Below are 19,729 nucleotides of genomic sequence, written 5' to 3'. Positions count from 1 at the left end.
CGTCCAATACGGATCTATGCCCGCAAATGATTCGACTCATCACAGTAACCGGCACAGCCTCAAGGTAGCTTTGCGGAGAAATATCATGCGATTCGGTTGGTTAATGGCGGCGATTGCCGCGCTATGGGCGATGCCGGCGCAGGCGGCACTTGACTTGAAATCGGGGGTTTTCATCGGGACCATCGCATCGGGAACCGCGTCGGTGATTGACTTTAACACGTCGCCCGAAGTCCTGGACCTGGCCGGCCTGAACGTGACGTTCAGGATCAACACGACCATGGATGTCCAACCTCAACTCGGTCTTGTCACCGTTAGCTTTTCAATTCCCGACGCTTCGAACCCGTTTCTTCAGGGATTCAACACCCGCGGGCTTACCTACGACGATCTCGTGACCAGGGGTTCTGACAATAATATTCACATCCTCGGCTACGTTGCGGATTGGACGGTTCCTTCGATCAATTCGATCTTCTGGGCTCGATTTACAATGACTACGTTGTTGCGCTTAGCGGTAACATGAAGTTCACCTATCACGATCTTAGCGGGAAGGACTTCAAGTACGATTTCAACGTCCTAAATCTTGAGGGCCATGCCCAAATCGCGGGCTATGTTCCCGAGCCCGCTACATGGGGCCTGATGATTCTGGGCATCGGCTTTGCTGGCGCGGCGATGCGTAGGCCTCAGACCAAGCTGGCTAGGCAGCAAGCAGTAGCGAACCGAACGAAACCAATAACAAGTGAAATGGCATAATTGGAATGGCGATCTTCGTCTGGATGTTGATGACGAGCTAGGTGACTGCCGCCACTGCAAACTGATTGGGAAATCACGGGGAAGCGGCAGTCGCCGTACTTGTGTCTGGCAAAGGTTAACGGATTGAAGGCATTGGGAAAACACAATCCTGATGGTCTCTTCCTCAACTCGGTCGGGAGATTGTAATTTCCCAACACCCTGGAACATCGACGCCGTTGAGCAGTAAAACTCTCGACTGCCGTCATGGCGCGCGGTTTCCCGATTGCGTACCGTGGCGGCAGTCGCCTTTCCCAAAGAGGGCGCAAGCTCAGATGCTTCAACCCACACCGGCGCGCGCCGGCTTTGGGTTTCGCCTCGGTCTCGATTGGAGACATTAGGTTTAACTACCTTACGAAAAGCCAATTTCCGGCCCGTTTCGCCATCGTTTAGCAGCGGACCGTCATGGATTGATACCCTTGGCAAACGCCCACACTTCCCCCGCTTCGGCGGGGGTTTTTCTTGGGGATGTGGAACGTCACAGGTGCCCACTTCGTTTTAACGGATGTCCCGCGCATCGACCGGCGCGGGCGCCCCGAAGACCGACCTTTCGTAGGTCGGCGCCTGCCCCCGTCAACAGGCGGGGGCCTTTGTTAGCGGGAGCGAGACAAGCGATGCCGCGGCATCCCGAGGAAGATCGTTGCGTTGCCGGCGATGATGGCTGCTGCGCCTATGCGCTCCACGGAATCGTTCTTTGGGGAGCTGATGAAGATGGCCGCACCATCAAGCCCACCTACGGCATAGATCAATCCCGAGGCCCAATCAGCCCCTACTAATCTCAGAGCCGGAAAACCGGCCCGACCTAACCCCGCCCGCGCCCATCCCCCCCGGCGCACTGGCGGGTTTTCTTTTTCATGTCGCGGAAACCTTGGCCCGATCTGGCGTTAATGCGTGGATTGCGCCTGATATCTCCTGGACATGCGCAGGCTTGGCCCCGCTGATCGCGAAGGATCGGCGTCGCCCGAGCGTCCTTGCTGCCTGGGCGAGCGGCAGCGAGGACGCTCCTTCCACTTGCCTCTCCACGGCTAAACTTGTTGGGTCAGGCGACGTTCTAGATGCTGACTGGCCGCTTTGCTCGATCGGCAGTTCGATTAACCCTAGAGGCTGCGCGTACTTACGTGCGGCCTCTTTGGTTTTGGGATTGCGCATTCCCAATGATTACGCTGCAGATCAATGTGTTACGGCTGGTGGACCTTAGCCGCGTGTGATGCGTTTAGGGCCCTGAAGGCACCTAGCCCCCGCTCCGGCGGGGGTTTCTTTTTCGCCAGCGAGCTATTCCATGTCGGTGTGCGTTTGCGGCCGCGTGAGCCGGTCTAGGCGGGCGTCCGCAAGTCGCTATTGCCGTTTCCGTTCCGCGGCAATGCGCTGATGCCGGCGTTCTGCTATTCCAGCCCAGCGCAATGGCAAAAGCCCGGCGCCTGCCAGAGCCGCCCCCACGGCCAGCACGATAAAAACCTGCATTCGTTGCGCCCCCTTTTGCAAGGTGCTTGCAGACCTCCAACGGTCTGACTTTAACATAGATTATAGGCGTCAGATCCGCGGGCTATCAGTCCAATATGAGACGTTCGCCAACGGTTACGAAAAGCCAATTTCCGATCGTTTCGAGCCTCGCCTAGCTCCGCCCCGTCACGGTTTGATACCCCTGTGGCAAACGCACACTCTACCCCGCTCCGGCGGGGGTTTCTTTGCCAACGGATACTTGTCGGCCCGCGAGCGTTCCACATATGCGCCGCGTTGCCCCCAATAGCGGCGCCAGAAGTGCCGCTACCCCCTTAACGCGGCACGCCCCGAACCTTGCCCCCCGCTCATGCCGCGGGGGGCCTTTGTGATGGCTTGAGCGCCAGACCGTCGTTGAGGCTAGTGGGGCACTCCCACATTTTTTCTGAGACCAACTAACTCAAAGTGAGGAGTCTGCTTTTTCGTGTCGTCACAGGTGCAACGCGTTCGATGGGCAAGTCAGAGCGCGTGGCCAGCGGCGGGGAACCCTGGCCAACAATTGCGGGGGTGTTTGCCGTCATCTCCGGTCGGCGGATCGGGAGGCCTGGGACATGACGGCAATACTTGCTGTACGCTTGGCCGACGCTTTTCGTTCCGCGCTTTGTCTCGACAGCGATGATTATTTCAGTGGCAATTCCGGGCCAAGTCCCCCCGTCGCGCGAACCATCGAGCAGGACACATCGATCTCGGCAGCGTCTTGCAACGGCACCTCCGGGATTCGGATCTAGGCAACGGGCATGGCTGAGGAGAACGTCCCACGGCGGCGTCTAGAGAAAGCCGGCCTCAGAAGCTGGCCAATCTTTCTTCCTCGAACCTTACCCTCGCTTCGGCGGGGGTTTTCTTTGTGAGTTATCGGGCTGGAGACGGTCATGAGCTGCACGCTGCCGCCGCTGCGTTCCGTCCAATTGATGGTTGCCAGCCACTGGCGGCGACCAACGCGCCAACGGCCATCACGAATAGAGGGGGGCGCCGGGGACCATGGGCATTCCGGCCGAGGTCGCAGCAAGCACAAGATTCTTGACGGTCTGCCTGTTGCGATAGGCAAATTCCTGGGCGAGCATTCCGCCCCAGCTGACACCCATGACGTCGACATCTTCCACGCCGAGACCGGAGAGGATTTCGCGTGCCGCTTTCGCCATAGTCGAAAGCCGGTAGGGCCGCGGGAAGGGAGCAGTGCCTCCCACTCCCGGCATATCGAATGTGATCACGTCTCGACTGCCAAACTCCTGCAGGAACGGCGCGAGAAGCTCGATGTTCGCGCCGATCCCGCTGAAGAAGAGGAGCGGCCGCGACCGCGCCCCATGAGGCGCAGGCCACCGCGCGACGCGAAAGCTGTGGCCTTGCGCCATGTGCTGCGAAAAGCTGGGTGGGTGCAGGTCTTCGAGCTGCTCTGACATAAATCCTCCGCGGGTCGGTGAATGTGGGATTGGCCATTTGCAGGTTGGCAGAGGAACGTGCTGCACTGCAGCATTGTTCCTCAAAAAGGCGAAGAGACTGAACGCGGCGAGGTTGCGCAGGAGGGCCTGGCATCGATAAGGAGGAGGCGGGGAAACTGAGATCCGCTACGCAGCGAAGGCAGTATCAACGAATTCGGTGAGAATGATCCGCAACAGTGCCGACCGGCGATTTGGCGCGTTTGGATGGCAGGACAGGGCAAGCTGCCTTGGCTTCCATCAGCAAAGGTACCTCCCATGGCCGATAAGCAAACCGACGCGATCGCTCTTCTCAAAGCCGACCACCGCGCCGTCAAAGAGCTGTTCGAAAAATTCGACGCGACCGATTCCAAGTCGAAGCAAAAGGAGCTCGCCACACAGATCTGCACCGAGCTCGTCATCCACACCACGATCGAGGAGGAAATCTTCTATCCGGCCCTCAAGGGCAAGATCGAGGACGATCTCCTGAACGAATCCTATGTCGAGCACGACGGCGCCAAGCTCCTGATCGGACAGATCATGGCCGGCGAGCCGGGTGAGGAATTTTATGAAGCGAAGGTGACCGTGCTCTCCGAGGAGATCGCGCATCACGTCGAGGAAGAAGAGGCGCCCAAGGACGGCATGTTTGCGCAGGCGCGTGACAGCGACGTCGACTTGGTCGCGCTGGGCGCGGCGATGGAAGCTCGAAAAGAAGAGCTTAAAGCCCAGTTTAAGACGAACGGCATTCCGACGCCCACGGCACGGACGCTCAAGCCCGTCGAGATCGAGCTCGGCGAACCCGTAGCCTGCCCCTCGTCGCCTGGCGTCGGCCCCCAAGTAGTCGGCGCCAGGCGAACGACCGTAACGCCCTGAGGTCCAGAGCGCCGCGCGACGATCTTACGTGCCCGCCCGCAATTTTCCCCCGAAAGACAAAGCAAGGCGCCGATGGCTTCACATCATGATCTACGTCTTGCTGGCCATCTCGGCGGCGTTTCTCATCCTTGCAGGCTATGCCTTCATCCAGGCGCGCCGCGGGAGGCGGAAGCTCGCGGGCCGAACAGGATGACGGCCGGGCGGGCATGCGCGCGTCTTGATACAGCGGCAACGCGAATGCCGAGTGTCTCGCGACAAAAAGGATCTTGAACGACTCACCGCGGCAAGGGCGTCCATCGTAGAATTGGATGAGCTTGAGATCAGCGGAGAAGGCCTGTTCAGGCGGCCAGTACCGCTTGTACCTTGGCGATGAGCTTTCCCTCGGTCCACGGCTTGCCGACGAACTTGCCGTCGTCGGGAATGCTGGACTCCGTCAGATTGTGATGTCCCGAGGTTAGAAGCAGGCGCATGCTAGGCCACTCCGCGTGGACAGCTCGGGCGAGTTCGAGGCCATTCATCGAACCCGGCATGTCGATGTCGGAGAAAAGCAGGCCGATCTCGTTGTGGCTGCGTAGCAGCACCAGCGCATCGTCGGCGTTGGCGGCTTCGATGACCTGGAACCCCGCCTCTTCGAGAAGATCCACGCCGTGCATGCGCACCAGGGTCTCGTCTTCGACGATCAGCACGGTGACAGTGTTCTCGATGTTCATGCGCGGCTCCGTCCAGGATTTACCCCCTGGATTAAGTGCAATGCTTGGGCGCGCAGGAAAGTTCGCAAAATCAAGGTTCAACTATCAAACATCGGATGAACCGAGTGGCATGGCGAATGTGAAGCACGTCTCGTTCGCGTCCGAATGGACTTCGAGAGTTCCGTTATGAGCCCGCGCGATCTCGGCGGCGATGTGCAGCCCCAGGCCGAGGCCCGGAGTGTCACTTGGCCCGTCGCCCCGATAAAATGGTTCGAACAATTTATCGCGAGCGGCGTCCGGGATCGGAGTTCCGCCATTTGCGACGGTAAGCACGAACCGGGTTTCGACGTTGGCCTCGAACTTACCGCCCATGCTGCGCGGAATGATGAGGCCGAACGTCTTCAAACCCGCGCATCTGGTTGGCCACATCGAGTGATGCCCGAACAAGCTTGATGCGAGCTGCGACCAGGGTTCGTGAGAGCATGCTGTCGAACGCCTTCACCCGCACTTCACGGAAGAAGCCGACCTCGGCCAGGTGCGCGAGCCCGTCAGCATCGTTGGCGTCGGTCTTGTTCGCTGCTATGTCGAGAGCTGCCTTGGCGTGACGTGCATCGATGCAGATCGCCGGGAGCCCCTCCGCGGTCAGCGCATGGAAGAACCATACCGCTAACGGTCCCGTTTCAAAAACCACCAGCTTTGCGGACGGCGCATGCTTGCAGATCGCTGCCGCGAGAAGCTGCGGATCCGAGACGCACTTGCCGCGCCAGACCCGCTTGCCTGCACGCCGCACTGAGATCGCCGTCTCTTTCAACGAGACGTCTAAGCCGATATACTCGTCCATGGCTGTTCTCCATTGATGCTTGGGCCCGGCTTCCGGTCGTGAGCCCGTACTTCCATCATATTGGGGAACAGCCACCTCACTCCATAATTCACCAGGTCAGAGGTAACTCGCTCCCGCGATTACCCCATGTTCATTAAGAAGCCATCACCCGCTTTGCTCATGCTTGCCCAACCGTTCGATCACGCATGTTAGCGTGTAGGCTAAAAAAACCGCGCTGAAGCGGGGGGCAAGATCATGGCACGTCGAAAGTGACAGCCGGCCTCGGGGCGCCGGCATTGTCCAGACGCCGCGGACGTCAGATACGCCTCCCATGCGTTACAGGCGTGATCGATCGCCCATTCGGGCCGAGATCACGAAAGCGCATCATGCCCGAACTGGGTCTTTCCACCTCAACTTCCCAGCCTCAACTTCCTGTTTCAGGAAACCGCCATCTTCGCCTGGTGCGCAACATTTTCATCGGGATTTTCAGCGCCATATTCTTGGTTTGGGCGGTGCTCTTCGTCACCAAGGGGCGGTTTCTCAAAGGCCCTTTCGAGCGCACGATTGCTGCCATGACCAACCGCAAGACCGAGGTTCATGGCGATTTCCAACTCTATTTTGCACCGTTCGATATCAAGATTTTCGCCGAAGGTTTGCAGATATCCAATCCCACATGGGCTAGCCGGCCATACCTGTTCAGCGCAGATCGCGTCGATATGCGGATCGCGCCCTTAAACCTCTTGTTCGGAAGGCGGCGCGTGCGCTGGCTCGACCTGACGGGCGGTGCCCTTTCGCTTGAGTGGAACGTCAACCACACTACCAATAGCTGGACATTTGCAAGCGATGGAAGCGCCGAACCCCTCCAATTGCCCGTCATCGACCGAGCTAAATTGCAGAAAACCACCGTGCGCTATCGCGACCCGCGGCTCCAGTTGCTGACCGATCTCGATTTCGCGACCATCACTTCCCACGAAGCGCGTATCGGAGAAGCGGTCCAGTTCAAGGGTAACGGCCTTGTCCGGTCGACGCCATTTACGCTGCTAGGTTCATTGCTGAGCCCCGACGCTACCGTCGCACGAGGCACCAACCAATTGGTGTTGCACGCAAATACGAGCACGGATCGTATCGACATTTCGGGAACCCTGCCTAGCCTCGCTGATATTGAGAACGTCCCGCTGACGACCAGTGCGCACGGAAGAAATGCAGCGGAATTGCTCGGTATTATCGGCGTCGTCGTGCCCAACACTCGGGCCTATCGGGTGCACGCGCAGCTTGTGAAGAGTGGAACCCGTTACAGCTTCTCCAAGATGTCCGGTCGTTTCGGGGACAGCGATATCGCCGGAGCATTTACGGTGGAAACTGGAATGCCGCGAAGCCACATCGATGCGGACCTCGCGACCGACACGCTCGATATCGTCGATGTTGCTCCCTTCATCGGCTACAATCCTGATTTGGTGGCAAGGCGCGGCTTCGAGGCCGCCGCAGGCGCCGCCGGCGCCGCGCCGGCCCGGCTGTTGCCCGACACAAGCCTGCGCGCGGAAGGGTTGAGCGCCTTCGATGCAGACGTACGCTATCGTGTTACGCGGCTGCGGTCACACAGCGTTCCCGTCACGAACGTCGTCGCGACGGTGGACTTGGATCACGGCATATTAAAGCTGTCGCCGTTTGGCTTCACCATGGCCCGCGGCAAGGTGACATCGGAGGTCACGGTTGACTGGCGCCGCCGGCCGGCTCGAACCCGATATGATATCCGTTTGGGTTCGACGCCGATGGCGCAGCTACTTGGCGGATTTGGGGTCTCTGAAGCTGGCACGAGTGGCACCGTCACAGGCCGAATTGAGCTGGTGGGCGACGGCGACACGCTTCACAGTTCACTCGCCACCTCGCGCGGACGCATCGCATTCGTCATCCCGCAGGGCACATTCTGGACCCGTAACGTCCAGCTCGCCGAACTGGACCTGGGGACCTTCGCCCAAAAGATGTTCGAGGATCGTTTGAAGGAGCCCGTCCGAATCAACTGCGGATTGGTTGCATTTTCCGTGCGGAACGGTGCGGCGGCCGCTGACCCAATCCTTATCGACACGGCCAAGAATGTTATTGTCGGGCGAGGCGGGTTCAGCTTTGCAAGCGAGCGAATGGATCTCGCCTTTCGCGCCGACGGCAAGAAGTTCAGCTTGTTCTCGGCCCAATCGCCGGTCGGCGTAGGAGGATATTTTTCGAAGCCGTCGCTGAATGTTATAAGTCCCGCATTGCTGGGGCGTGCTGGCGCCGGCCTTGGGTTGGCGATGCTGGTCGCGCCGCCAGCCGCGATACTGGCATTCGTCGATATCGGTGATGCCAAGGGTGCGGCGTGTGGTCCGGTCCTGGGCGGCGCGACTGCAGCCGCACAGCGCACAAAAGCCGGCAATGTTCGAGACGACTTGGGCAACAGCAAGAGCGCCAAGTCTGGCCAGACAAGGCGAAAGAGATTTCTTGGCATATTTTAATTGCTGTAGCTTCACGTGAGGCTCTCCGATGCTGCCAGCAATTCGCTGGCCGAGATTCCCGCCGTTCAGACACTCTTAGTCGGCCTTCTGACGTTGCCTTTCGTTCGGGCAAACTCATCGCCACCGGATTGGCTCCACAATGAATGAGGCCTGTCCGCGGGCCGGGGCTGAACCTCCCGCCCAGACCGCAGAAAGGGTCACTTGATTATGGGGCCATAGCGTCCGCTCGGGCGTTGCCTCACTGAACCAGTGACGAAGGAATATGCATGAAGATCCCCAAAGGAGCCATAATCGCCGTGGCCGATGGAGAGATCCTGAACCTGTACCGCAACAATGGTGAGGAAACGGCACCAAAGCTGACGGCGATGCAGGATGCCGCCATCTCGACCGAGAACAAGGGTTCGGGTGGGCGGCATCATAGCAGTTCAGCAAATCCATCAGATAGCCAGCAAGAGGAAGATAGTTTCGCTGCGGGAACTGCTGCGATGCTCAATAAGCGCGTGCTGGACGGTGAGATTGAAGCTCTTATCATTGTCGCGGCGCCTCGCACCCTTGGCGAACTCCGCAAACATTATCACAAGGCGCTCTTGGCCATTCTGGTCGGTGAGATTTCGAAAGACCTGACGGGCCATTCGATTGCTGATGTCGAAAAGACAATCGACGCTAATTGAATTCGTGCCAGCAGAGGTCTCATCCCCAGACGCCGACATATCTGCCGTTCAACGACCCCATGCCGCCCGTTGAAATCGGCCGTTCGCAAAGGAGCCATCATCCGAGCCCGATCATTACGTGCCCGATGGTTCGATCCGGCATGATTGATTTGTAGGCGGGAAGGAAACTGCCGCCGCCAGGCGCTAGCGGGGGGCTCTCGATAAAGCAGCGGCAGCCAATATGCATACGTCGCTGAGCCCGCAAGGTTGCGGGAAACGCCCGCACAATTGCATCCATGGCGGTGCCATCACCAATGACCGAGCTAAGGATGAGAGCGCGATTGATGACGTGAAAATCCGCCGACTTTTGATCGATCCCGGGCTGCATGAATGCACCTGACGGCAATTAGCCGTTCAGGATCATTATGCGGTTCTCAACGGCAATGCAGGCCAATCCAATTGGACTTGAGTATTATTCGCCGAGGGGTTCTGCTAGCCGGGCGACACCGTTCGGTGGAGCATTGCATGATGGAAGATGAAGATGCCGATCGGGTCAACAGGCTCCTTGAAACGCCTGGGCTTGCCGACGCGCTGGAGAGCGAGCGCTTCAAACAGTTTCTCGACCATGTTCCGATTGCGATCGTCGTGTCCGAACTCTTGCCGTCCGAAATAATCACCTACGCCAATCTCGAATTCGAACGCCTGACCGGGCACCCCGTCGCGGGCGTCGAAGGCAAGAGCTGGAAGGCACTTCCAGGCGTTGCCGCGGCCGATCACGATGACCGACTGCTCAGCGAAGCGGTCGAGGAAGACGAAGAATATATCGGCACCTTCACGATCGAAAAGGACAGCAGCGCCACCGATGTCGATGCCTGGTCCAATACCATCGAGAACGACGACGGCACGCCCATATTCCGTCTCGTCGCGCTGGCCCGCGTCGATCAGCATTTCCGCGACGAGGATGGGCTGAGGCAGAGTCTGAGGGACAAGGACGCGATGCTGCGCGAACTGCAGCATCGCGTCAAAAACAACCTGCAGATGATCACTGCGCTGATCAGGCTGGAGGCGCGCAATGTCGCCGACGATGACACGGGAATGCGCTTCGACAGGTTGGCGGGGCGCATCAACGCGCTCGCTTTGCTCTATCAGGCGTTGTCCGGCGATGAGCAGGAGGACAGTGTCGATCTTGGCATCTACCTCAGCCAGGTCGCGTCATCGGTCATGCAGGCGCACGCCACCGAAGGAATTCGGCTCGATCTCAAAGTCGATAGCTGGCCTGTCTCTACCAACGTGGCGATGCCCGCTGGACTCGTGGTCAACGAGTTGCTGACCAATTCCCTGAAATACGCCTTCGTTGGGCGCGAGGGCGGGACCATAACAATTCACAGCCTGGTCGACGAAGCGGGCTGCCGCGTCGTTATCGCGGATGACGGTGTAGGACTTCCGGCGGGCACAACCTGGCCCGCACCTGGCAAGCTTAGCGCGGTGATAGCTCGATCGCTGCGTGAAAATGCCAAGGCACGGATGCAGGTTGGATCTTCGCCGGGCGGCGGCATGTGCGTTACGATCTACTTCGACCGTGCCGATGCAGCGCCCGAGAATCCCACGGTCGGGCCGTGACTGCCAGCGCCGACAAAGCTGCCCTTCCGCGGTTTCGATTGGATCCCTGATATTTGCCGTTGGTTCAGGGTAAGCGGTGTTCTCAGCCCACGGCAGTCCAGGGCATGAGATCGCCGACGCCATTTGCGGGGTGACCGTTGGCGAGCTTGGCAAGCGTCTCGGTCAGCCAGGCATGGGGATTGATGGCGCTAAGCTTGCAGTTCTCGATGAGCGTGGCGATCACCGCCCAGTTGTCGCCGCCCTCGTCGGAGCCTGCGAAAAGGGCATTCTTCCGGCCCAGCGCCAGCGGCCGGATCGATCGCTCAACGGTATTGTTGTCCAGATCGATACGGCCGTCGTCCAGGAAGCGCGCGAGGCCGTCCCAGCGGGTGAGCGTGTAGCGGATCGCCTCGCCGAGCTTGCTCTTGGCGCTGACCTGGCGGTTCCGGGCCTCGAGATACTGGCGTAGGTCGTCGACGATGGCGCGGCTGCGATCGTGACGAACGGCGCGTCGCTCCTCGGCCGGTGATCCCCGTATCTCATCTTCGATGGTGTAGAGCGCGGCGACACGACGCAGGACCTCGGTGGCGACCGGGGAGCTGTCGGCCAGTTCGTAGAACTTACGGCGAGCGTGTGCCCAGCAGAAGGCCAGGCTCACTTGGCCCCGACGCCGGGCGAGTGCGGCGTAGCCGCCGTAGCCATCGACCTGCAGGATGCCGGCAAAATCGCCCAGATGAGCTTCGGGCCGCTCCGCCTTGCGATCCGCGGCATAGACATAGGCGACCATTGGCGGATCCTCGCCGCCGCACGGTCGGTCGTTGCGGGCATAAGCCCATATCTGGCCAGTTTTGGTTCGACCACGCCCCGGATCAAGCACCGGCGCCGTCGTCTCGTCGGCGAAGAGTCTTGCCGATCGTCGGAGCCGTTCGAGCACATGATCGCGCAAGGGGCGAAGGTACCAGGCCGCTCGCCCGACCCAGTCCGCCAGCGTCGATCGGTCAAGCTCAATGCCCTGCCGAGCGTAGATCTGGGCCTGCCGATATAAAGGCAGGTGATCGGCGTACTTGGACACTAGAACCTGGGCGATCAGCGCCTCGGTCGGAATGCCGCCTTCGACGATCCTGGCTGGCGCCGGAGCCTGCACGACCGCAGTCTCGCACGAACGGCAGCCGTAGCGCGGCCGGCGGGTGACCAGCACGCGGAATGTGGTCGGCACGACATCGAGCCGCTCGGATACGTCCTCGTCAATCTGATGGAGCGCGCCGCCGCAGCAGGGGCAAGCCTTGTCCTCGACATCGACGACCTGTTCGATCCGTTCGAGATGCGACGGGAGCGACCCACGGTTGGTTTTGCGGGGACGCTCATTGCGCTGACGCCCGCCACTGGCATCGACGGCGGCTTCGGCGCAGCCCAGCGCTGTCTCGACGTCCTCGAGCGCGAGCTGGAGCTGATCGTCATCGAGCTGCTCGGAACTACGGCCGAACCGATGGCGCTGGAAAGCCTCGATGATCGCCCTCAGGCGATCGACTTCCGCGTCGGTCTTCTCAAGCTTGCGGGCCTGTTCGAGGACGAGCGCCCGCAGCGCATCGACATCGTCTGGGAGGTCCGCTTCCGTGAGCATGGAAGCAGTGAATCAGCCAGCGAACGCCCCGTCAACCGGCGATCTGCGGGGCCATCGGTCGGCGTCCACCATGGACCCGGCGCCAGTCGAGACCCTCGAGCAAAGCTCCGAGTTGCGCGGCCGTCAGGCGCATCACGCCGTCCTGGATGCCGGGCCACTTGAAGCCCCCCTGCTCGAGCTTCTTGGCCATCAAGCACAGGCCGGTACCGTCCCACCAGATCAGCTTGATCCGGTCTGCGCGCTTGGCCCGGAAGACGTAGATCACGCCCGAAAAGGGATCGCCGCCGTACTCGGCACCGACCAGCGCCGCCAAGGCGTCTGGACCTTTGCGAAAATCCACGGGCCGCGTCGCAACCATTACTCGCGCACCGGCGCCGGGTCCGATCATCGCGTTGCCTTGAGCGCTTCGATTACCGCCGCGATTAGCCCCTTATCCGCACCGCGCGCGATCCTCACCGCCACGCCGTCGATCTCTAGCTCTACCGCACTTGGAGGCGCCGCCCGTCGCCGGCGTGGTCGCTTCGCGACCGGTGTTGCTTCGGGCGAAGGCCGTTGCTCGATCACTGCGGGAACGAAGAGAGGCGCCGGGGCTGATGAGGCTGGCAGCGGCACCCCTCGCGCCTCTATCTCCTTGCGCAACTCCCGGCGCCAGGTGAACAGCTGCGAGGGACAGATGCCATGCCGGCGAGCAACGGCGCTGATGGTCTCTTGGCCCGAATAGCTCTCCGCTACGATCGAGACCTTTACCTCTGGCGGCCAATCACGGCGCTTGCCCGCGCCGGTGAAGACCTCGAACCGCTGAACAACGCTAGTGCCAGCATCATCACATGACATCGTCATAGCACCAGCGACCTCCGCCCGACCAAGGGCGGCGAGACTCTGCGCTCCGGATCACGGCCGCAAGGTGGGGCTCAAGCTCCGCTTACGGTTCAGGCAGCCTGCTGCGATCTCCATCGATTTGATGCCCGTCCGGCAACGCTATGCGGCGATGCTCTCGATTGGGCCTACGTAGCGGGACTGGGGCCGGATCAGCCTGCCGCCTTCGCGTTGCTCGCGGGCATGGGCGATCCAGCCGACTACCCGGCCTGTCGCGAATAGGCAGGTGAAGGCTTCGGGCGGGAAGCCCGCGGCCTCAAGTAGCAGCGCGGTAAAGAATTCGACATTGGTATCGAGCGTCCGGCCGGGCTTTTCGCGGCGAAGTACGGCAAGGGCCTCGGTTTCTACCTGTTCGGCAAAGGCCAGCCGTTCGGCGATCGCCGGCATCTCGCGCAGTCGTTCGACCGCCGCTTTCAGCGCATCGGCGCGAGGGTCGCGCGTCTTGTAGATGCGATGCCCGAACCCCATGAGTCGGCCGCCCGCGCGTACTTCGCGTTCGAGCCAGGGCCGCGCCACGCCCTCGCGTGCGATGTCGTCGAGCATCTTGATGACCGGGCCGGGGGGCACCGCCGTGCAACGGGCCCTTGAGCGCACTCATCCCGGCCAGAACCGAGGATGTCAGTCCGGCATGGGTCGAGGCGACGACCCTCGCCGCGAAAGTAGAGGCGTTGAGGCCGTGGTCGCTGACGGTCACCAGATAGGCGTCAAGTGCTTGTGCGATAACTCCATCGGTATCGTTGTGCCCTGTCATCCGCAAAATGTCCGCGGCATGCCCTGCTGTCTCGTCGGGCGAAATCGGGGCACTCCCGGCTTGGCGCCGTAGCAGGGCTGTCGTGAGCACGGCGGGTGCCGCAAGCAGACGCAACGCGTCGTCCAGGCTTTTTCCGTCGGGCATCATAGCTAGCCCAGCGCGCACGCCATCGTAGATCTGAAGCAGCGCGAGCCTGTCCAGCGAGGAGCCGATCCGTGCGAAAACCTCGCAGCGTGCTGCACCGATTGCACGGGCCAGATCCTCGCCCGCCGGCAGGTCGGCGAAGAATCCGTCGAAGAGAAGCGCGACAACGTCTTCGAACGACCAGCGGCCGGATATCTCAGCGAGCGTCTTGCCCCTGATGATCAGCCGGCCCGCGAGTCCGTCTACATCCGACAGCACGGTTTCCGCCGCGACGACATTGTCCAAACCATTCGCCATTCGATCGCTCCTATCGGTTTCGGTGCGACAGACATGACCTTCTCTTGCAAAATCATCAATCTTGATCAATTAAATCAATGTATGGAAGATTGGATTGATAGCGCTGCAGCGCTCACCCGCCTCGGCGTGCGGCAACAGACGCTCTATGCCTACGTCAGCCGTGGCCGGATTGGCGTACGCTCCGATCCAGAGGACCCGCGCCGAAGTCTGTACAGTGCGGGCGACATCGAAAACTTGCGGAGCCGGCGGTCACGCGGCCGCGGCCGTGCTGCCGTCGCGAGCAGTACGATGTCCTGGGGCGAACCGTCGCTCGAGACGGCGATCTCGACTGTCCATCAGGGGCGGCTGATCTATCGGGGAACCGACGCGGCCACATTGGCGCGATCGGCTTCCTGGGAGGAGGCTGCGGAGATCCTCTGGCAGACCGGGCGGCCAGTCTCGCTTTCCCGTTCCCCGAACGGAACACCCGCCCAGCCGTTTTTGGCGCTCGCAGCGCTTGTTCCGGAAAGCTACCCGGGCCTCGGGCGCAGCCGCGACAGACTCTTCGTCGATGGAGAGGCTGCGATATCACGGCTGGCTGAAGCATTCGGTGCGGCGCCGATGGAAGGAGCGCTGGATAGCAGGCTCGCCAGCGGCTGGTCGCTGGACGGGGACTATGCCGAAGCGCTGCGGCGCGTGCTGGTGCTTCTTGCCGACCACGAGCTCAACGCTTCGACCTTTTCCGTTCGTGTCGCGGCATCGACGGGGGGCCCGATCGCGGCGTGTCTCCTCGCGGGCCTTTCCGCCTTGACCGGGCCGCGGCATGGCGGTGCGGGCGCTGCGGCCCTTGCCCTGCTGGACGAGGCCCAGAGACGCGGCCCTGTCGTCGCAGTTCGCCAGGCGCTGGCGGCTCACCGGCACCTGCCGGGCTTCGGACACCCGCTCTATCCCATCGGCGACCCGCGGGCTGCTGCCCTGTTCGAGATCTTGCCGGGTTATGCTTTGGCCGACGACCTCTGCGCCGAAGTCGGGGACGTCTGCGGTCTTCGCCCAAACATTGATTTTGCGCTCGCGGTTCTGACCCGGCTGGGCCGGTTGCCCGAGGACGCCTCGTTCCGGCTCTTTGCCCTAGGGCGCAGCATTGGCTGGGTCGCCCATGCCGTAGAACAATTTGGCGAAGACAAGCTGATCAGGCCGCGCGCCCAATATACCGGTGCGCTTCCGGATTGACCGCAAGCGCCGACATTTCTGCCGTTCGATCGCCTTTAGTGCGCGCCATGAAGCTGCCGTCTGTTCATCTCCAATCGAAGCGGCGAAATGGCGAAAATATTGTGGTTTGCGAAACCATAGCTTGTGCGACCTTCCGCCGTTTAAGTCACTCGGTCAGGCAATACATGACGTCTGTGCGAAGGACGTACTTTCTGCCACCACGAACGGTCGCGCCCAGATGACAGACAGGATGGTGAAACATAAGAGCCATTCCTGTTTGAGGTTGAACTTTAAGGTCGACTGATGTGTATTCCGGGAGAGATCGAAATATAGTTTCTCCGCTTTCATAATCGTCGTTGAGATAAATCATGAAGGTGAAATGGCTCTCCTCGGTATCTGAACGCCAAAAATTCCCGTCGCAGTGCCAGTCGAATCGCTGGCCAACGTCATAGCGATAGTACCGCAAGCGCTCGTTCAAACCCGATGCTCTCCACCTTTCCTGGAATGTGGGTGGAATGAGGGGTTCCAGGCGCTGCCACAGCGTGGCCGCATATTCCGGGTCATCGACAATGACGCGGTCATTGTTACGAAGATCGGGAATACTCCGAGCACCGGAACTGGTCGATACCAGGGCAGGCTCGTAGCTCATAGCTTCGCTCCGACTGATCAGGGCTGCGCATTCGGCCTCTGTCAAGAAGCCAAAGATAGTGCAGACGCTCTGGGCGATCCATTTGGCCTGGGCCACTTCCCTGTCACTCCATTGACGCTGGCGGTAATAGCGTCGGTTTCAAAGCCTTCGCTTTGAGCGCGATAAACTCCCTCTTTCAATGGCAAAGTGAAAGTCAGCACCTGAACACCGTCGCCCGGTTCGCAGGCGCTAGACGCCCTCATAGCTGACGCTCGAGCCTAGTGCTTCACCTTCTAACAGCAGTCCTGCGTTAATTCCCGAGTGTAATTTGTCGGCTTCTAACCGGAGGTAGATCTCGGTGCGGAGCGGCCACGCAGTCAAGGTCGATAGCATCTCATTGGCGACGGTTTCTCGCGTTTCGTTGTTGTTAGCGTCTCAATGGACCGTTTCGGTACCATTATGGCCGAAAAAGCTGGCAATGCCCTCTTCCTGGACGGCGCTTTGAAAGACGGCGAGTGCTTCGACCTCGCTGACGAAAGAGTCATCCCAGATCGTCACCATTCCGTCTTCGGTAAAGACCTTCAGGACCCACTCGCGGTGGTGCACGAAGCGCGAAATGTCGACTTTCACAGTCAAATCGTCGAGCGTAACCGAGCGCGAGAGGTCGGAGCGCACGATGCGGGGAAAAGAGTTTGCCATTGCGGAATATCCTCCGTGCGCTGCGCGCTCAAAGTGACAACGCACGCGGGATCATCTGAGGTGAGCGCCACAGGTAGCTCCGCATGCGCCAGGCCATCTACCAACCCGTATTCCTTCATTCACTTTCCGCGCACCGCAAGGGAGCGGGATCCTTCGGGACTAGGGCTTCGAGAGCGTTGCTCACCCTGCGATGTTCATTCGCTAGCTTTGCTTCTTGTTCGTGAGCCATCGGATCGGAAGCGCCCATGCCTTCAGACTCTGCCTCAAGTCGCTGATCAAGATCCCGCTTCCACTGGCTCAGCAGGTCCTGCCGTGTTGCGATATCCAGATCGATGTCCTCGGCTAGATCCTCTGGGCTCGAATAGTGGCGACGCGCATCGGGAGCTTTGGCGGCTGCAGCGTCGTGCGAGACGGCCTGGGCCGGTTCAATGGCGGTAAGATCGCTCATAAAGCATTCCTTGGGGGCTGCTCGAGGGGTAACTGCCGTCGCCACTACTCTGGGGGGAGGGATCGGAACTAAGTTCACGCAAGGCAGCGACGGCAGCCTTGTTCCAAGCGTTCGGCAGCGGGAAAGGTTGCCCGACCACCTACGTATCTTTCAAGGCCGCACCGATCTCTGGATGGCCACAAAAGGGCCCGGCATGTTGGGCCGAGCCAGAAAAAGTTTTGGGAGGGGATGCCTGAAAGGCGGCCGCGATTTGTCACTTAGGTTATTTGAGCTAGTACCGAATTAGGTGACACACATCGGACTTCGACCGAGTTTCAGCCGCCGACAATTCGGTCCCACTTCCAAATTGCGTAGGAAATTTATGCCGCCGGCCTAGCCTCGCCCGGGCCAGCGAGCAGATCGTGCCCCATGGCGTGGTGTAGGATCGCGGGCGTGGCCACGTCGATCTCCGGCTAAGCCGGATTGATCAGGCTGCCATGCTTGGCAACGTGATGATGGCATTGTCGCTCAATCCCGCGACGCTCTCAAGGCTCATGTAGCGGCAGCGCTGGACCGCCCATTCGTCGTTCTGTTCCAGGAGGATAGCGCCGACGAGGCGGGTTATCGCTTCATCGTTGGGGAAGATTCCGACGACATCGGTCCGCCGCTTGATCTCACCGTTGAGGCGTTCGATGGGGTTGTTGCTGTGAAGCTTGGTGCGATGCTGCGGCGGGAAGGTCATGTAGGCCAGGACGTCCTCTTCGGCGCTGTCCATCAAGGCAGAGAGCTTGGGGACCGAGGGACGAAGCTGGTCTGCAACTGAGCGCCATTGAAGCTTTGCGGCCTCAGGTGTCTCCTGCGCAAAGGCCGTGGCGATGAACGCCGATACGACCCGGCGCCCGCTCTTTCCGGCATGCGCCAGGGCATTGCGCATGAAGTGGACGCGGCAGCGCTGCCAGGTTGCGCTGAACACCTTGGCAATGGACGCCTTGATGCCCTCATGGGCATCGGAGATCACGAGCTTCACGCCGCGCAGGCCTCGGCGAGCCAGGCTACGCAGGAAGTCGGTCCAGAAGGTCTCGGCTTCGGAATGGCCGATCGCCATGCCGAGCACTTCGCGGCGACCGTCACTGTTGACGCCGACGGCGATGATGACGGCGACCGACACAATCCGGCCTGCTCGCCGGACCTTGATGTAAGTCGCATCCATCCAGACGTATGGCCAATCGCCCTCGATGGGCCGCTCGAGGAAGGCTTTCACGCGCCCGTCGATTTCTCCGCAGAGCCGGCTTACCTGGCTCTTCGAGATGCCGCTCATGCCCATGGCCTTGACAAGATCATCGACCGATCGCGTCGAGATTCCCTGGATGTACGCTTCCTGGATGACAGCGGTCAGCGCCTTCTCGGCCATCCGCCGGGGTTCCAGAAATCCGGGGAAGTAACTGCCTTTGCGCAGCTTGGGGATGCGCAGCTCGACCGTGCCCGCCCGGGTCTCCCAGTCGCGATCCCGGTAGCCATTGCGCTGGGCCAGGCGCTCGACGTCCTTCTCGCCGTAAGCGGCCCCGGTCAGGCCGCCGACCTCCATCTCCATTAGTCGCCGCGCGGCAAAGCCGATCATATCGCGCAGAAAATCCGCATCCGGGCTCTTTCCCACCAGCGCCTGCAGGTCCATCATGTCTTCGGTCATCGGAACGTCCTCGTTCAAGTTGAGTGTTGCAACCCAACCTTATCCGAAGATCTCCGATGACCACCCGCGAACCTGACCGGCCGCTACAGCGCTATATGGAAAGCGCGCGTCCGGTCAGCTTCGCTACCCTCGAGCTACACCACCATCCGGGGCACGACCTGCGAGCATCGCCTAACCGTGCTCACCCGAGATCGGAAAGCATTTCACCAAATGTTGCTGTGCGATGATTACGAAGCACAATTTTGGCGAGCCGCTCCTCGGCGCCTGTCTTTCGGACGTGAAATGCCTTCATTGACATGACATGGCTATCGAAAGCCGATCTGGGGGGGATTAATCGGCGGAAGCGGGGGGCATCAAAACTAGCTTTCAGTTTTGCCTGATCGTGGGGGAGGCAAGAAGTCTATGTGTCAGTGTCATACGCCCTATAAATAGATTCGCACCTCACAATCGGTATTATTTCGAAAATATCATCCTCAAGGAATTATCAGTCGAATTTCGTCGTACTCTTATCAATTCTAGAGCATACGGGAGATGCGACCCGGAGACTCAACGAATCGTTGCGTCTCGACTTTAGGGCGACCCTCTAGCAAGGGTCGCCCTAT

17 protein-coding genes and 3 pseudogenes are annotated in these 19,729 nt (G+C 60.5%); 7 read left to right on the top strand and 13 right to left on the bottom strand.

All coding sequences use genetic code 11. The features are described 5' to 3' along the window. The first annotated feature begins 85 nt into the window (after positions 1 to 85). Both KRR38_RS12330 and KRR38_RS37740 read left to right on the top strand, forming a co-directional pair. Positions 86 to 517: a hypothetical protein gene (locus KRR38_RS12330; protein ID WP_217401860.1), complete on the top strand. Its 432-nt coding sequence runs from the start codon at positions 86 to 88 to the stop codon at positions 515 to 517. 89 nt (positions 518 to 606) lie between these two features. Then, positions 607 to 747: pseudogene (locus tag KRR38_RS37740) on the top strand (PEPxxWA-CTERM sorting domain-containing protein); the annotation flags it as partial. 2,483 nt (positions 748 to 3,230) lie between these two features. On the opposite strand, the gene KRR38_RS12320 reads toward KRR38_RS37740, so the two are convergent. Further along, positions 3,231 to 3,677 (bottom strand): alpha/beta fold hydrolase, encoded by a 447-nt coding sequence (locus KRR38_RS12320; protein WP_217401856.1) that lies wholly within the window; start codon positions 3,675 to 3,677, stop codon positions 3,231 to 3,233. Positions 3,678 to 3,971: 294 nt separating this feature from the next. Here KRR38_RS12320 and KRR38_RS12315 point away from each other — a divergent pair, with 294 nt between their 5' ends. After that, positions 3,972 to 4,565, top strand: a complete 594-nt coding sequence (locus KRR38_RS12315) for a hemerythrin domain-containing protein (protein WP_217401854.1) — start codon at positions 3,972 to 3,974, stop codon at positions 4,563 to 4,565. A gap of 338 nt (positions 4,566 to 4,903) precedes the next feature. On the opposite strand, the gene KRR38_RS12310 is transcribed toward KRR38_RS12315, so the two are convergent. The 3 genes and pseudogenes from KRR38_RS12310 to KRR38_RS12300 form a co-directional block, all read right to left on the bottom strand. Continuing rightward, the gene (locus KRR38_RS12310) at positions 4,904 to 5,275 is read right to left on the bottom strand and encodes a response regulator (RefSeq protein ID WP_217401852.1); all 372 of its coding nucleotides are present in this window, start codon (positions 5,273 to 5,275) and stop codon (positions 4,904 to 4,906) included. A gap of 84 nt (positions 5,276 to 5,359) precedes the next feature. Continuing rightward, positions 5,360 to 5,626, bottom strand: a complete 267-nt coding sequence (locus tag KRR38_RS36050; RefSeq protein WP_375293459.1) for a sensor histidine kinase — start codon at positions 5,624 to 5,626, stop codon at positions 5,360 to 5,362. After that, a pseudogene (locus KRR38_RS12300) lies at positions 5,600 to 6,095 on the bottom strand (transposase); the annotation flags it as partial. The gene KRR38_RS36050 and the pseudogene KRR38_RS12300, both read right to left, overlap by 27 nt. A 365-nt stretch (positions 6,096 to 6,460) precedes the next feature. On the opposite strand from KRR38_RS12300, the gene KRR38_RS12295 reads away from it, so the two are divergent. From KRR38_RS12295 to KRR38_RS12285, 3 genes are all read left to right on the top strand, one after another. Further along, positions 6,461 to 8,560, top strand: coding sequence for an AsmA family protein (locus KRR38_RS12295; RefSeq protein WP_217401845.1), 2,100 nt, complete (start codon positions 6,461 to 6,463; stop codon positions 8,558 to 8,560). A 266-nt stretch (positions 8,561 to 8,826) separates the two neighbouring features. After that, complete coding sequence (locus tag KRR38_RS12290) at positions 8,827 to 9,231, top strand: host attachment protein (protein ID WP_217401843.1); 405 nt, start codon at positions 8,827 to 8,829, stop codon at positions 9,229 to 9,231. A 504-nt stretch (positions 9,232 to 9,735) separates the two neighbouring features. Beyond that, positions 9,736 to 10,830: a sensor histidine kinase gene (locus KRR38_RS12285; protein WP_217401834.1), complete on the top strand. Its 1,095-nt coding sequence runs from the start codon at positions 9,736 to 9,738 to the stop codon at positions 10,828 to 10,830. A gap of 82 nt (positions 10,831 to 10,912) precedes the next feature. Here KRR38_RS12285 and KRR38_RS12280 read toward each other — a convergent pair whose 3' ends face one another. The 5 genes and pseudogenes from KRR38_RS12280 to KRR38_RS37735 form a co-directional block, all read right to left on the bottom strand. Next, positions 10,913 to 12,430 carry an IS66 family transposase gene (locus tag KRR38_RS12280; RefSeq protein WP_217401832.1) on the bottom strand — a complete coding sequence of 506 codons (1,518 nt, stop codon included), beginning with the start codon at positions 12,428 to 12,430 and terminating at the stop codon, positions 10,913 to 10,915. Between the two features lie 31 nt (positions 12,431 to 12,461). After that, positions 12,462 to 12,818 (bottom strand): IS66 family insertion sequence element accessory protein TnpB, encoded by a 357-nt coding sequence (gene tnpB / locus KRR38_RS12275; RefSeq protein WP_217401830.1) that lies wholly within the window; start codon positions 12,816 to 12,818, stop codon positions 12,462 to 12,464. Then, the gene (locus KRR38_RS12270; RefSeq protein WP_254515292.1) at positions 12,815 to 13,264 is read right to left on the bottom strand and encodes a transposase; all 450 of its coding nucleotides are present in this window, start codon (positions 13,262 to 13,264) and stop codon (positions 12,815 to 12,817) included. The genes tnpB and KRR38_RS12270 overlap by 4 nt, the downstream gene beginning before the upstream one ends. A 144-nt stretch (positions 13,265 to 13,408) precedes the next feature. After that, a complete protein-coding gene (locus KRR38_RS12265) occupies positions 13,409 to 13,849 on the bottom strand; it encodes a citrate/2-methylcitrate synthase (protein ID WP_217401826.1) in 441 nt (146 codons plus the stop codon). Positions 13,850 to 13,877: 28 nt separating this feature from the next. Then, positions 13,878 to 14,498 (bottom strand): annotated as a pseudogene (locus KRR38_RS37735) (citrate/2-methylcitrate synthase); the annotation flags it as partial. A 288-nt stretch (positions 14,499 to 14,786) separates the two neighbouring features. On the opposite strand from KRR38_RS37735, the gene KRR38_RS12255 reads away from it, so the two are divergent. Further along, a complete protein-coding gene (locus KRR38_RS12255; protein WP_254514770.1) occupies positions 14,787 to 15,707 on the top strand; it encodes a citrate synthase in 921 nt (306 codons plus the stop codon). 145 nt (positions 15,708 to 15,852) lie between these two features. Here the strand turns inward: KRR38_RS12255 and KRR38_RS12250 are convergent, their stop codons facing one another. From KRR38_RS12250 to KRR38_RS12235, 4 genes are all read right to left on the bottom strand, one after another. Further along, positions 15,853 to 16,431: a 2OG-Fe(II) oxygenase gene (locus KRR38_RS12250; RefSeq protein WP_217401824.1), complete on the bottom strand. Its 579-nt coding sequence runs from the start codon at positions 16,429 to 16,431 to the stop codon at positions 15,853 to 15,855. A gap of 318 nt (positions 16,432 to 16,749) precedes the next feature. Beyond that, positions 16,750 to 17,013 carry a hypothetical protein gene (locus tag KRR38_RS12245; protein ID WP_217401822.1) on the bottom strand — a complete coding sequence of 88 codons (264 nt, stop codon included), beginning with the start codon at positions 17,011 to 17,013 and terminating at the stop codon, positions 16,750 to 16,752. A gap of 115 nt (positions 17,014 to 17,128) precedes the next feature. Then, a complete protein-coding gene (locus KRR38_RS12240) occupies positions 17,129 to 17,461 on the bottom strand; it encodes a hypothetical protein (protein ID WP_217401820.1) in 333 nt (110 codons plus the stop codon). A gap of 466 nt (positions 17,462 to 17,927) precedes the next feature. After that, positions 17,928 to 19,127 carry an IS256 family transposase gene (locus KRR38_RS12235; protein WP_217401522.1) on the bottom strand — a complete coding sequence of 400 codons (1,200 nt, stop codon included), beginning with the start codon at positions 19,125 to 19,127 and terminating at the stop codon, positions 17,928 to 17,930. Positions 19,128 to 19,729: the final 602 nt, after the last annotated feature.

Origin of the sequence: Novosphingobium sp. G106 (genome assembly GCF_019075875.1) — a bacterium.
Classification (GTDB): Bacteria; Pseudomonadota; Alphaproteobacteria; order Sphingomonadales; family Sphingomonadaceae; genus Novosphingobium.
The sequence above is the reverse complement of the archived record's forward strand: the minus strand, read 5'-3'. Positions and strand labels throughout refer to the sequence as shown.

Excerpts from the sequence above, each read along its gene's own strand:
- KRR38_RS12330 (WP_217401860.1), top strand. The coding sequence starts at position 86 with ATGCGATTCGGTTGGTTAATGGCGGCGATTGCCGCGCTATGGGCGATG.
- KRR38_RS12320 (WP_217401856.1), bottom strand. The coding sequence starts at position 3,677 with ATGTCAGAGCAGCTCGAAGACCTGCACCCACCCAGCTTTTCGCAGCAC.
- KRR38_RS12315 (WP_217401854.1), top strand. The coding sequence starts at position 3,972 with ATGGCCGATAAGCAAACCGACGCGATCGCTCTTCTCAAAGCCGACCAC.
- KRR38_RS12310 (WP_217401852.1), bottom strand. The coding sequence starts at position 5,275 with ATGAACATCGAGAACACTGTCACCGTGCTGATCGTCGAAGACGAGACC.
- KRR38_RS36050 (WP_375293459.1), bottom strand. The coding sequence starts at position 5,626 with ATGGGCGGTAAGTTCGAGGCCAACGTCGAAACCCGGTTCGTGCTTACC.
- KRR38_RS12295 (WP_217401845.1), top strand. The coding sequence starts at position 6,461 with ATGCCCGAACTGGGTCTTTCCACCTCAACTTCCCAGCCTCAACTTCCT.
- KRR38_RS12290 (WP_217401843.1), top strand. The coding sequence starts at position 8,827 with ATGAAGATCCCCAAAGGAGCCATAATCGCCGTGGCCGATGGAGAGATC.
- KRR38_RS12285 (WP_217401834.1), top strand. The coding sequence starts at position 9,736 with ATGATGGAAGATGAAGATGCCGATCGGGTCAACAGGCTCCTTGAAACG.
- KRR38_RS12280 (WP_217401832.1), bottom strand. The coding sequence starts at position 12,430 with ATGCTCACGGAAGCGGACCTCCCAGACGATGTCGATGCGCTGCGGGCG.
- tnpB (WP_217401830.1), bottom strand. The coding sequence starts at position 12,818 with ATGATCGGACCCGGCGCCGGTGCGCGAGTAATGGTTGCGACGCGGCCC.
- KRR38_RS12270 (WP_254515292.1), bottom strand. The coding sequence starts at position 13,264 with ATGTCATGTGATGATGCTGGCACTAGCGTTGTTCAGCGGTTCGAGGTC.
- KRR38_RS12265 (WP_217401826.1), bottom strand. The coding sequence starts at position 13,849 with ATGCTCGACGACATCGCACGCGAGGGCGTGGCGCGGCCCTGGCTCGAA.
- KRR38_RS12255 (WP_254514770.1), top strand. The coding sequence starts at position 14,787 with ATGTCCTGGGGCGAACCGTCGCTCGAGACGGCGATCTCGACTGTCCAT.
- KRR38_RS12245 (WP_217401822.1), bottom strand. The coding sequence starts at position 17,013 with ATGGCAAACTCTTTTCCCCGCATCGTGCGCTCCGACCTCTCGCGCTCG.
- KRR38_RS12240 (WP_217401820.1), bottom strand. The coding sequence starts at position 17,461 with ATGAGCGATCTTACCGCCATTGAACCGGCCCAGGCCGTCTCGCACGAC.
- KRR38_RS12235 (WP_217401522.1), bottom strand. The coding sequence starts at position 19,127 with ATGACCGAAGACATGATGGACCTGCAGGCGCTGGTGGGAAAGAGCCCG.